Annotated in this window: 13 protein-coding genes; 3 read left to right on the top strand and 10 right to left on the bottom strand. The window is 42.3% G+C overall.

Annotation, left to right across the window (positions count from 1 at the left end; all coding sequences use genetic code 11):
• Nucleotides 1-157: 157 nt before the first annotated feature.
• Complete coding sequence (gene bioB, locus DV740_RS10700; RefSeq protein WP_022244125.1) at nucleotides 158-1,141, top strand: biotin synthase BioB; 984 nt, start codon at nucleotides 158-160, stop codon at nucleotides 1,139-1,141.
• Between the two features lie 113 nt (nucleotides 1,142-1,254).
• Here bioB and DV740_RS10695 read toward each other — a convergent pair whose 3' ends face one another.
• From DV740_RS10695 to DV740_RS10660, 8 genes are all read right to left on the bottom strand, one after another.
• Complete coding sequence (locus DV740_RS10695) at nucleotides 1,255-1,467, bottom strand: FeoA family protein (RefSeq protein ID WP_022244126.1); 213 nt, start codon at nucleotides 1,465-1,467, stop codon at nucleotides 1,255-1,257.
• Nucleotides 1,468-1,590: 123 nt separating this feature from the next.
• The gene (locus DV740_RS10690) at nucleotides 1,591-3,186 is read right to left on the bottom strand and encodes a MutS-related protein (RefSeq protein WP_118088061.1); all 1,596 of its coding nucleotides are present in this window, start codon (nucleotides 3,184-3,186) and stop codon (nucleotides 1,591-1,593) included.
• Between the two features lie 38 nt (nucleotides 3,187-3,224).
• A complete protein-coding gene (locus DV740_RS10685) occupies nucleotides 3,225-4,721 on the bottom strand; it encodes a C69 family dipeptidase (RefSeq protein WP_118088060.1) in 1,497 nt (498 codons plus the stop codon).
• Nucleotides 4,722-4,761: 40 nt separating this feature from the next.
• The gene (locus DV740_RS10680; protein ID WP_118088298.1) at nucleotides 4,762-5,658 is read right to left on the bottom strand and encodes a YARHG domain-containing protein; all 897 of its coding nucleotides are present in this window, start codon (nucleotides 5,656-5,658) and stop codon (nucleotides 4,762-4,764) included.
• A gap of 127 nt (nucleotides 5,659-5,785) precedes the next feature.
• The gene (locus DV740_RS10675; protein WP_118088297.1) at nucleotides 5,786-7,435 is read right to left on the bottom strand and encodes a Na+/H+ antiporter NhaC family protein; all 1,650 of its coding nucleotides are present in this window, start codon (nucleotides 7,433-7,435) and stop codon (nucleotides 5,786-5,788) included.
• Nucleotides 7,436-7,478: 43 nt separating this feature from the next.
• Complete coding sequence (gene rsmH, locus DV740_RS10670; RefSeq protein WP_117697361.1) at nucleotides 7,479-8,534, bottom strand: 16S rRNA (cytosine(1402)-N(4))-methyltransferase RsmH; 1,056 nt, start codon at nucleotides 8,532-8,534, stop codon at nucleotides 7,479-7,481.
• A 2-nt stretch (nucleotides 8,535-8,536) separates the two neighbouring features.
• The gene (gene thrH / locus DV740_RS10665; protein WP_117697433.1) at nucleotides 8,537-9,136 is read right to left on the bottom strand and encodes a bifunctional phosphoserine phosphatase/homoserine phosphotransferase ThrH; all 600 of its coding nucleotides are present in this window, start codon (nucleotides 9,134-9,136) and stop codon (nucleotides 8,537-8,539) included.
• Nucleotides 9,137-9,236: 100 nt separating this feature from the next.
• A complete protein-coding gene (locus DV740_RS10660; protein ID WP_255415054.1) occupies nucleotides 9,237-9,611 on the bottom strand; it encodes an aminotransferase class I/II-fold pyridoxal phosphate-dependent enzyme in 375 nt (124 codons plus the stop codon).
• Here DV740_RS10660 and DV740_RS10655 point away from each other — a divergent pair.
• Both DV740_RS10655 and DV740_RS10650 read left to right on the top strand, forming a co-directional pair.
• Nucleotides 9,610-9,975, top strand: a complete 366-nt coding sequence (locus DV740_RS10655; protein WP_330415651.1) for a hypothetical protein — start codon at nucleotides 9,610-9,612, stop codon at nucleotides 9,973-9,975. The genes DV740_RS10660 and DV740_RS10655 overlap by 2 nt on opposite strands.
• Before the next feature lie 110 nt (nucleotides 9,976-10,085).
• Nucleotides 10,086-11,579: a hypothetical protein gene (locus DV740_RS10650; RefSeq protein ID WP_118088057.1), complete on the top strand. Its 1,494-nt coding sequence runs from the start codon at nucleotides 10,086-10,088 to the stop codon at nucleotides 11,577-11,579.
• Between the two features lies 1 nt (nucleotide 11,580).
• On the opposite strand, the gene DV740_RS10645 is transcribed toward DV740_RS10650, so the two are convergent.
• Both DV740_RS10645 and DV740_RS10640 read right to left on the bottom strand, forming a co-directional pair.
• The gene (locus DV740_RS10645; protein ID WP_197420827.1) at nucleotides 11,581-11,868 is read right to left on the bottom strand and encodes a hypothetical protein; all 288 of its coding nucleotides are present in this window, start codon (nucleotides 11,866-11,868) and stop codon (nucleotides 11,581-11,583) included.
• Between the two features lie 23 nt (nucleotides 11,869-11,891).
• Nucleotides 11,892-12,425 carry a histidine phosphatase family protein gene (locus DV740_RS10640; RefSeq protein WP_118057653.1) on the bottom strand — a complete coding sequence of 178 codons (534 nt, stop codon included), beginning with the start codon at nucleotides 12,423-12,425 and terminating at the stop codon, nucleotides 11,892-11,894.
• Nucleotides 12,426-12,434: the final 9 nt, after the last annotated feature.

The raw sequence follows: 12,434 nt of genomic DNA, 5'->3' as shown, positions 1-12,434 counted from the left end.
CTTTCTTCCTGCAATTTTCTTCATGCATCTATCATCCATTGTAGTTTCTCCTGTTTCTCGTATTGTTAACTCATATCTTATTTCAGGTTGACATTCTATTGATTTTTGTTTATCATAAAGAACTGTAAAATTCATACAGATACAAAGGAGACAAACCATGGATGCACTGACACTGGCACAGGAAATTATTGACGGACGACGCATTACGAGAGAGGATGATTTATCCTTTTTTCTTACCTGCGATTTAAAGGAATTATGCGAAGGAGCCGACAAAATCCGTGCTGCAAGAATCGGAGATAAAGTAGATTTATGTTCTATCATAAACGGACGAAGCGGACGCTGTCCGGAAGACTGTAAATATTGTGCCCAGTCTGCACATAACCATACCAACTGCGAAGTATATGACTTCCTGCCGGAAGAAGATATCATCAAAGCCTGCAAAATGAACGAAAGCGAAGGCGTTGACCGATTTTCTATCGTAACTGCGGGAAAAGCACTAACCGGTCCGGAGTTTGAAAAAGCCATTCACGCCTTTGAATCCATGCATCGGGAATGCAAAATCGATTTATGTGCTTCCATGGGATTTTTAGACGAAGAACAACTGCACCGCCTTCATGAGGCAGGCGTTACCAGCTATCATCATAATATAGAAACATCACGCCGGAATTTTCCAAATATCTGCACCACCCATACCTACGATATGAAAATTGAAACTTTAAAGAAAGTAAAAGCGGAAGGCATGTGCGCCTGCTCCGGTGGTATTATCGGAATGGGCGAAACCTGGGAAGACCGTCTGGATATGGCAGTAAGTTTAGCTGAACTGGGAATTGATTCTATTCCAATCAATGCTTTAATGCCAATCCCGGGAACTCCTTTAGAAAATCTGCCGCAGTTAAGTGAAGATGATATTCTGCGTACCATCGCATTCTTCCGTTATATCAATCCGGATGCAAATATCCGTCTGGCTGCCGGCCGTGCGCTGCTTACCAACGATGGTGAAACTGCTTTTCAGGCTGGTGCATCTGCAACCATTACCGGAAATATGCTGACTACCGTTGCCTGCGCTACCATAAGAAGTGACCGAAAATTGTTAGAAGATTTAGGCAGGGATGTAACTCCGGATTACTGGAAAGAAGCATAATAGATTCTTATGGACCTTTGATAGAAAAAAGGAAGCCGTTCCACCATCGGAACTGCTTCCTTTTTTTTATGCGGATAACCCACAAAATATTTTCCCGCGTTTATACGATTTTCCTACACCTGTATTCGGTCTGCAATTTCATTTCCCATTGCAAATCTGCTGTCTTTTGCCCCAATAATTACACAGTCACGCATTTTCTGGATGAGCTGTATGCGTTCCCCCTCATCTACAGAGTGGCTATGCAAGAAATCAAGCACTTCCGGCTGACCAAACATCCACTGAATGGTATAGGTTTCACCTGGTGTTGCTTTTGACAATGCCTGCATAGAAATTCCTCCTTTTCTCCTATTGTAGTTTTCACCTGCCCTGTTAGTCAATTGCTATCTTAGTTGCAATCTTCCAACAAATAGTATACATATATAACAGGAGTAAGATACGGATTTTCTCTTTTATCTTTTTAAAATATCTTCCAAATCCAGACCATAACGTTTGGCAATATCTCTTGCATAACTTAAGCCATCCGGTGTCGTCCGGATGACCCGGTAACTCCGGGTACCCTCTTCTTTACTTTCCATCATTGCCACCAGATTATCGATTTTGCCTTTATTCTCCGGATGCTCATTATAGGTATCCAGCTGTTGTGTCAAATCATGAATATGGGTCACATAAAGACCGCAGCAGCCGATAATTCCAATTCCGGTCAGCACCTCTGACGCTATGTAGCCAGCCTCAAGTCCGCTGGTACTGGAAAAAGATTCATCCATCAACAGCATATCCGTATCTGACAGTTGTTTCATGATTTCACTCAGCCTTGCACACTCACTTTCCAGCCTGCCCATTCCATAATTATTTTCATCAGAGGATGGAAAATGTGTAAATATTCCGGACACCGGACTCATTACCGCCTCTTCTGCCGGAACAAACAGCCCCAGTTGAAATAACGCCTGCGCCATTCCGATAGAATAGGCAAAAATAGATTTTCCTCCGTGATTTGGACCGGTTATCAGATAGAATCGTCCATTTTCATCCAGTTCAAAGGAATTAGACACAATCGTTTCCTCTACGGAATTCACTGCCAGCATAGGATTGTATACATGCTTTAACTCACAGCGTTTTTCCTGCATGGACGCTATCTTCGGTCTGCACATGGCAAATCCCTTTTCTTTCATGGAAAGAATAAATTTTACTCCGGCAGTCAGAAAACGGATATCATCCAATAAAGCAATAAACATATTGGTATTAATGTGATAATAATTCTGTACCAGCGGTTCAAACTCCCTCAGCGACTTTGCAAAAATAGTCTGCAAAGCCGCATTCATGGAATAGTCTATAGCATCCTGTTCATCATTGTGCAGCACCCGGCTCAGAGGATAGAGTGCCGACATCAGATGCCATTTATCATTTTTCCCTTTTTTCAAAAGCCGGTCCATGATGGTTCCCGGATGGAATTGTTCCTCATTGACAGAAATCAGCCCGGCTTCTTTCGGTCTTAAATTGCCATCAAGATTAATGCCTACGGTTACGCTTTTGATATGCCCGAAGTTCATTTCCATTTTAGGAAGTTCCTCATTCAGGCTCTGGTACTCACTGCCTGCTACGATTGAGTGAATTTCTTTTTTGAAATTCTGCATACCTTTTGAATGAATCTCTGCTTTTTCCAATGCATCCGCAAATAAATTTACAATTTCCTGATACATTTCAAGATATCGCACCGAACGCAGGGCTGAATCTGTCGTAAAATCGCTGTTCAATACCCTTCGCATGTCATTGATATTATAGATAATGGATACCGCCTTGCAAAATGCCTCATAAAGCGACGGATTCTCCACCAGATCTTCTACTACACCCAGACGATACTCTAATACCCGCTCATCTGTAGAGAAGAAATTTTCCAGTGAAAGATCTGCCACTCCCCGGTAGCTTTCTTTAATCAGTATCACCATGGCATCAATTTTTAATGCCTGGATAAACTTATAATCCTTCATGGGAACTGCTTTGCTCCGGTCATAATCCGGTGGATATAATAAATGAAAATCTGTCTGCATTGCACTTATGCTCCTTTTCTCTATCGTATCTTTCTTCGTTATGCATCTGAGCGTGAATATGCATTTTTCATCTGGCTGCTTAATTCAAACAGCACTTTATCCAAAGTATCCTGTGTCTCTTTCTTAAGCATTTCTGCAATTGCATCATTTGCCTGCTGCATCAGCTGCTGTCTTTTGGCAGTCTCTTTTTCTGCCGCTAAAAGCGCATCATATTGATGTAATAGTTCCCGTCCTTTTGCCATAACATGCATCTGATAGCGTTCAATGTGAAACAGGGAGCTGCGGTAAGAAGCATCTGCCATTGCAGCAATCATGCGGCTTGCCCAGTAGAAATTGTCTGTGGAAACTTCTCCTGTGGTATTGGATACATATTCCGGCGTTGTCTCCACTTCACCATAAAATGGAACCAGCACATTAAATGCATTGGATGCAAATGCCACCCACTGTATAATGCTTCCTGTATTTTCGGTAATGTCTGCCTGCTCCGGCCGCATTTCAATGACAGAAAGGAAATCATTCCGGTTGACTCCAATAGAACGGAATGCGCCCTTCATGGATTTCTCTCCATAAGAACCGTATGGGTCATAAGGTGTTCCCTGAAAATGTGCGGACAAGACATATTTTACATCTTCGATTGTTACCTTTTTCTCCGGTTTTAAGCACCATGGAATATCGTCGGATGCCGGCGTATAATCTGCCTGCTCGCCATCCCATTTATAAGTATGTGGATTCAGATAACGCTCCATAAACCAGGCTCTCGGTGTATTGTATACATGGTCGGAATCATCATGGGAACCAAATGCATCTCTTGGATTTAACTTTCCATCCAAAGAAAGGTCAAGATGATTCTTTTCAATAAATTCCCGCAGATTCTTTGAGCACATATAGTCCTTCTGTGTAGTAAGGGCATCCTCTAAATCAAAGCTGTCAAGTCCCAGCTGGTTTGGCATTACCACATAGACATCATCCGGCACTCTTCCTGCCATCCAGTGATGTCCGCCAATGGTCTCAAGCCACCAGATTTCATCCTTATCCTGAAATGCAATTCCATTCATCTCATAGGTTCCATACTGCTCCAACAAACTGCCCAGGCGAATGACACCCTCTCTTGCACTGTGAATGTACGGAAGCACAATGTATACAATATCCTCTTCTCCAATGCCGCCGATAATCTCTTCCCTGCCATTTTCTGCCGGATGGTAGGTCACCAGAGGATCTGCTCCTAAGACGCGGGGATTGGAAGTTATGGTCTCTGTTGCAGTCATGGCAATCTTCGCCTCATTGACACCGCAGGCAGCCCAGACACCTTCCCCGTCTACCGCATTCGGCATTGCCGTGTAACGCATCGGATGCTCCGGCAATTCTATTTTCACATGAGATAATACCGACTGATAGATTGTCGGCTGTTCTTCCGGATGAATTACCACATATTTCTTAGGTGTAAAATGTCCGGCACCGGAATCATCATTTCGTGCAATTATAGTTGCTCCATTATAAGAAGCTTTTTTCCCTACTAAAATAGTTGTACATGGCATATCTGTTCTACCCCTTTTCCTGTTTCATTGAATGTTATTTCTAACGATAGCCCATCTTCGTCTCATAGTTCACGATGGTATCCTCATTGGTTCTCTCTATTTCCGATAACATATCTTCTTTGAAATCGTCCGGTTCAATGGTTCCGTTGTACCAGGATTTTCCATCGAAATATTCCTGCAGTCCTTCATCTAAGAATTTTCTTCCATGTCTTGCATAGATTTCATTTCTGGCAATCCGAAGGTCCTCCTGGGTCAGATTCTCCAAATCAGCTTCCGTTAATAATCGGCTGGCACTCTCCGGAAGAATATATTCTGCTTCCTCTTCTCCAACTGCTCCGTCTGTTCCCATGTCCTCATTTCCGGTTGTATCTTCTTTATTTATTACTTCGGAAGTTTTCTCAGATGCTTCCTGCTGTCCGCTTACACCTTTCCTATCTGTCTGCTCTGTAGACATTTCCGTCTCTGTGGTCTGCTCCGTTGTAACCACCGGCTTATCGGTAATATCATCCTGCTTTGCCGGCTGATTGCCCTTGATAAATAACAATACTATAATTGCAATCAGAATAATAAGAAGAACTGCTGCACCGATTAATAAATATACCATGGCACCGGAGCCGGATTTCTTCTCAGTTTCATTCTTATTTTTATTTGATATTTTTTCACTGTTCTTTGTTTTTGTTACTTTCTCATTCTCATTCTTTTTTTGTTGTGGATGTGGTGCCGGGCTTGCCTGTCTTACCGGGGTCTGCTGCTGTGTCGGTGCCTGTTGCGGTACTGAGTTTCTCTGCGGTACCGGAGTCGGTTGATTTACCGGTGCTTTCTGCGGTGTCGGATTTGGCTGGATTGCTCCCGGCTGAAAAGCTTCTACTTTCGTTCCGCATTTGGTACAGAATTTTGCATTTACCGGTAATGCATTTCCACATTTTGTACAAAACATTTTCTTTCCTCTTTTCTGTTATTTTATGTTTCTTTTGTTTCAAATTTTCAAATTATTTTTATTATAGATTCTATTGTACAAAAATGCGGGACACCAATTCCGTATCCCGCATTATCTTTTTTATCTTTTAAATTTCTTCCCGTCCTGTTTTGGAACGAATTACGAATAATACGCCAATTAATACCACGATACAAACCGGAAGTGCCAGCCATGAAATTCCTGCCAGTCCGACTGCCTGCAGGATACCAATCAGGAAATAGCCTAATAAGCAGACAACCGCAACAGTCAATGCATACGGAAGCTGGGTTGCTACATGGTTAACATGCTCACAGTGACCACCGGCAGATGCCATAATTGTGGTATCTGAAATCGGTGAGCAATGGTCTCCACAAACTGCTCCTGCCAGACAGGACGCAATGGAGATTACCATCATCTGTCCACTTGGGAATACACCAAGGACAATCGGAATCAGAATGCTGAAGGTTCCCCAGGAGGTTCCGGTTGCAAATGCTAAGAACGCTGCTACCAGGAAGATAATCATTGGCAGGAAGCCCTGCATTGCATTTGCTGAATTTGCTACCAGATCAGCCACGAATACTTTTGCTCCTAAGAGATTGGTCATTCCGGATAAGGTCCATGCCATAGTCAGAATCAGAATCGGAGCAATCATCGCCTTAAATCCTTCCGGAATACATTCGGTAAATTCCTTAAAGGATAAAACATCACGCAACATGTAATAGATAAAAGTAAATACCAGTGTTACTGCGCCGCCAAGAACCAGTCCGACGGAAGCATCACAGCCAGAGAATGCCTCTACAAAGGAAGTTCCGCTGAAGAAGCCACCGGTATAAATCATGGCTACGATACAGCTTACAATCAACACAGCTACCGGAAGAATCAAATCCAGTACGTGAGAGTTTTCTTTTACAACTTCCTCTTCATTATCTTCATACGGTCTTCCCGGTGTGGTAAACAAATCACCTTTGATTGCATTCATTTCATGGGTTTTCATCGGTCCGAAATCCACGCGCAAAAGAGTAATTCCAATTAACATTACCAATGTCAGCAATGCATATAAGTTATATGGAATTGTCTGGATAAATACCGCAAATCCATTGATTCCGGAATCTGCCGGAACAGAAGAAGTAACTGCTGCTGCCCAGGAACTGATTGGTGCGATGATACATACCGGTGCTGCCGTTGCATCAATAATATAAGATAATTTTGCACGGGACACCTTGTGCCGGTCTGTAACCGGACGCATTACACTTCCTACGGTCAGACAGTTAAAATAATCATCCACGAAAATCAATACACCAAGAATCATAACGGAAATCTGCGCTCCGATTCTGGTTTTAATATGCCGGGATGCCCACTTTCCAAATGCGGCAGAACCACCTGCACGGTTAAGAAGGGATACCAAAATGCCAAGCATGACAAGGAATACTAAAATTCCCACATTCCATGCATTCGCAAGCTTGTATACCATACCGCCCTCTTCTTGGAAGAAAATGGTATTTATCATCAACTCAAGGTTGAAGTTGGAATACAGCAAACCTCCTGCAATAATTCCTGCTAGAAGTGAGGTATATACTTCCTTAGTAATCAGTGCCAGTCCGATTGCAATAACCGGCGGAAGCAATGATAAAATTGTCGCATAAGCTTTACACTGATAGCTGTCAGCATCAGCAATTGTTCCAGGTGTCTGGCTTGTTACGACCATAAATATCACGATAATCGCAATAAATACCAGCATACCAATCTGTTTTCTTTTCATTTTCACTGTTTTCGTCTCCATCTCATTGTATTTTCAAAATAACCTACTCTGCCTTAATTGCCCAGCGCATCTTAGTAGAACGTGCCCGTCCGTTCTGCGCACACTCCTGTGCAGATGGGCGGATTACATCTTTGGCATAATCGGCATAAATGCCTGCCCGATAGCCTTCTTTTAATGCTTTCTTTACTAACTTGTCTTCGCCGGAATGGAAAGTTAAAATTGCAGCTCTTCCGCCCGGTTTCAATGCATCCGGCAGTTTCTCCATGAATTCATACAGTACTTCAAATTCACGGTTCACATCAATACGAAGTGCCTGGAAGGTTCGCTGGCAGGTCTTTTTTATCGTATCCTTCTTCTCTTTTTCCGGTAGAAAATCAAGCGTCTTTTCAATGATATTCCTTAACTTTGTGGTGGTATCAATCCGGTTGCCTTTTCGAATCTCATCGGTAATCGCTTTTGCCAGTTCTTCACAGTATGGCTCATCCGAATTTTCATAAAGCATTCCCGCCAGTTCATCCTTTGTAATGGCAGCCAGGCGTTCTGCTGCACTGATTCCGGCTTCCTGGTTCAGCCGTAAATCCAGTGGGCCATCCACTTTAAAAGAAAATCCACGCTTCGGATTATCAATCTGCATGGAAGATACACCCAGGTCCGCAAGAATAAAATCAAATCCGCCGGCTTCTTTTGCAATTTCATCTATCGTACAGAAATTCTGTAATCGTATTGTCAGAATATCTTCTCCAAAACCGGCCTCTTCTAACCGCTTTCTTGTCCTGGCTGATTCCTCCGGGTCTACATCCGTTGCATAGATATGTCCCTGCCCGTTTAAGCACTGCAGCATGGCTTTCGTATGACCGCCATATCCCAAGGTCGCATCAAAGCCTGTTTCTCCCGGCTGGATTTTTAAAAAATCCAAAATTTCATTTACCATTATGGAAATATGCATTCCGGCAGGTGTGTTTCCTTTTTTTATTACATGCTCAATCGTATCTTTATATTTTTCCGGCTGAAGTTCTTTATATTTTTCTTCAAATTTCTTCGGATATTTTCCACTGTAACGCACCCTGCGTTTGTGGGTTGTCTGGTTTTCCTCTGCCATAATTAAAGAGCCTTCTTGATTGCTTCCATTAACTCATCATAAGTCTCAAATGCAGGCAGTTCCGGATGGTCTTTCTTAATCTGCTCGGTGCTGCGGAATAAGAATCCTGCTTTACTCGCCTCAATCATGCCTAGGTCATTGTGGCTGTCTCCGCTGGCAATCGTCTCATAACCAATGGACTGTAATGCTTTTACTGTAGTCAGCTTGGAATTTTCAATTCTCATCTTAAATCCGGTAATCTCACCGTCCTCTGCCACCTCCAGAGAATTGCAGAAAATGGTAGGCCAGCCTAATTTCTTCATCAGAGGTCCTGCAAACTGGGTAAAGGTATCACTGATGATGATAACCTGTGTCATGGAACGAAGTTCATCTAAGAACTCTTTTGCTCCCGGCATCGGGTCGATTTTTGCGATGGTTTCCTGAATCTCTTTTAATCCAAGTCCATGTTCTTTTAAGATGCCAAGTCTCCATTTCATCAATTTATCGTAATCCGGTTCGTCTCTTGTAGTTCTCTTTAATTCAGGGATTCCGCTTGCTTCTGCAAATGCAATCCAGATTTCCGGTACCAATACTCCTTCCAGATCAAGGCATACAATGTTCATGTCCATAATTAATCCTCCATACAAACATATTTAATTCAACAAATTACTTCCCTAAAGTATACCTTATTATGAATAAAAGTACAAGAAAGAACCTCATTTTTCAGAAAGCTAAAGCTTTTCTCATAGCCAATATGTGACAAGCTATGTTAATCTTACCAGAGGTATCGGTACACCATACAAACATTCCGCCATCCGGCTCAATACACTTTATCGCCTTTGGAAGCTTTTCCCTGATTAATTTGCACATATATTCGCTCTTTTTCGCATAGAAAGCGGATACCTCTGCAATATGTTTCTTAATATCATAATTCTTATAATACTCATAAACAATCATCTGTGCAAGAATATTTGTATGTACATCGGTAAACTGTTTTAACAGTGTTCCATGTTCTATAATCTTCTTGTTGGCAATCATAAATCCCACACGAAGCCCCGGTGCCACAACCTTGGAAAAGCTGCTGGAATAACATACAATTACCTCTGTTGGAAATGTAAGCTTCAGTCTTGCGCTGATTTTCCTGGGTGCAGCTCTTTCTTATATTTCCTTAAAGAATCTCGACTTTATTTATGATTATTTCTTTCTGGTAATTGTCAAAATGATTCTGATTCCGGTTGGTGTTGCTGCTGTGGTATCACATTTTCTTTCTCCGACCGAAACAACCATTCTTACCCTGATGGCATGTATGCCAGCCATGTCCGCCATTCCGATGATGGCAGAAAACTACCATTCCGATGCGGAATTTGCTTCAAAGACCTGCTTTGTCATGACACTTTGCTCTGTCTTTACAATTCCGCTGGTCTTCTTCCTCTTAGAGCTTCCCGGCATCCACATTGGCTGATGATTTATCTTCTTTCTGAAATATGCTATAATGAGCAGTGCGTACTAACTTAATAGTGACTTATCAAATGCTTATTTTAACTTTAAGAAACCCTTCAGAAAGGAGTCTCCATGAGTATCTTATCCAACCTATCCAGTAAAAAACGTACCTTTGAAGTAGCAGAACCGGACCGGAAATACCTGGCACAGGGCATCTTCTTCATTGCCCTTGGAACCATTCTTATTTCCTGCATTACCGTTACAGAGCTTGATCTGATGCCTCGTTATCTGCTGCTGGCTGCCGGTATTATCCTTGGCATCTTCGGCTGTTTTCGATTATTGAAATTCTATAAAGACGCCAAAGCTTTCCGGGACTACGAACCCGCCTGGGACAAAGGCCGAGGCATGTATGACCGGTTTGCCAAAGAATATAACCAGTGGAATGAAGATGGAACTCCTCCGGTAAGCTGTGATGGTGATATTACATATTTTTTGAAATTGCAGCAGGAGCGTCTTAAGGAAAAGGGCCTTCGTATGAAAAACCGTGTCATTCCGGGAAAAGGCAATACCTACGGCACTGCCTGTCTCACCCACAAGAGTACCTGGTATACCTCGGATACAACTTATGAAGAAATCCGCCATAAGTTCTCTTTTTCCAACACTTCCGGTGAACTCTATTCCCGTGATACCGAGCAGGTTATGTATGAAACAATTGTACACAGCCCTAACGAACAGCAGCTTCCCTTTATTACCGCAACCTGTCCAAGCTGTGGTGCCGTTAATCTGGTTTCCAATCTGACGGAAGGCTGTCCTTACTGCGGTACAAAATTTCGCATAACGGATTTATTTCCCCGTGTCATGAATTTATCCTTTGTAATAAATCCATCCTCTAACCGGAATATGCAGGTATTTCACAATACCATTTTACTTACCATGCTGACATTTTTTGCTGGATTCTTCCCATTCTTTCTCATTGAAAAACAGGAAATTCTTCCTCTGGCACTGTTCTCTGCTTATCTTGCCGCACTAATTGGTGGCGGATTCTTAGGCTTGCTGTTAGGAGATTTGCTGCTTCTTATGGGGCTTGGCAACCGGGATGGCATGAAACATATTTCGGCTTTTGGCTTTCTGCGTACAAAACGGAAGTTAAAGGATACGATGCTTCGTTATGATCCGAATTTCTCTTATGAAAAGTTTGAAAGCCAGATGATTTCTCTTGTACGCATGGCGGTATTTTCCAATGACCCATCCACGCTTTCTTCCTATCGTGGTGGTACATTAGACGAGCGTTTCAAAGATATCATTGAAATGACTTATACCAGTGGCATGACACTGAGAAATCTGTCCGTGGAAAACAATCAGCTGCATATGACCTTACGAACCTGGTGGATAAATTACAGCGAAAAAAATGGAAATATTTCCAAAACCGGTGACTGTATTGATGTCACTCTTTTGCGAAATATTTCCACTCCGGAACCACCTGGATTCTCCATCAGTTCCGTTATCTGTAATAGCTGCGGTGCCAGCTTTGATGCAGTACGACAGCGGTATTGTCCATTCTGTCACAGCGAATATCATATGGAAGATAAGACTTTTATTATCGAAGATATGAAATTAATCCGATGAACTATTCTTTTTCTTCAAAACCATGCTGCAGAAATTCATTCCATGCAGCATTGGTTTTTTCTAATTCTTTTTTCTGCATAATCGCATTCCGGTCACTTAAAATGGCAAGCATTTCATCTACAATTTCACCCTCCGGCAGATATTCATAGTGTGATAAATACCATAACATCCTCTGTGCCGTAAAATCCGTATTCAGATTCCGGGTAATGACATCACAGAATTCTTCCGGATACCCTCGCTCTGTCATGATATGATAAAGCTCTATACTCTTTTCCGACTTCGGTTTCATTTTCCATTCCTGCCCTTCGTCTCTTAGAATTCATATTTTAATATGGCACAGTTCTTCACGCCAAATGCAGCATATTCTTCATTGGTCATTTCATAAAAATAGGACTGCACAACTCTTGATATGCCATTGTGTGCCACCAGAATATAAGTCTTATCGGAAGCTGTTACTTCATCCAGAAGATTGTAAATTCTCTGTGCCAGATGCAGCATAGATTCTCCGCCGTCATAGCGGGTGATAAACTGTCCCTTTGCAATCTTAAATTCTGTTCCATCCCGCGGTGTGGATTCAAATCTGCCAAAGTTCTGCTCTTTTAAACGAAGCTCTTCCCTTGCCGGAATTCCGGTAATTTCCGAAATATGCAATGCAGTATCTTTTGCCCGGATTAATGGGGAATATAATATTTCATCCGCCTTTATGCCTTCTTCTAATATTTTCTTTCCGGTCTCAATTGCCTGCTTATGTCCAAGCTCAGTCAGTGCAATATCTGTTGCACCACATATCTTATTTTCTACATTCCATATGGTCTGTCCGTGCCGGACAAAATATACATATCCCATACTGTTATC

The sequence above is a fragment of the Roseburia sp. AF02-12 genome, assembly GCF_003461765.1.
Taxonomy (GTDB): Bacteria; Bacillota; Clostridia; order Lachnospirales; family Lachnospiraceae; genus Roseburia_C; species Roseburia_C amylophila.
Note: the sequence above shows the minus strand (reverse complement) of the source record. Positions and strands in the feature narration are given on the sequence as shown.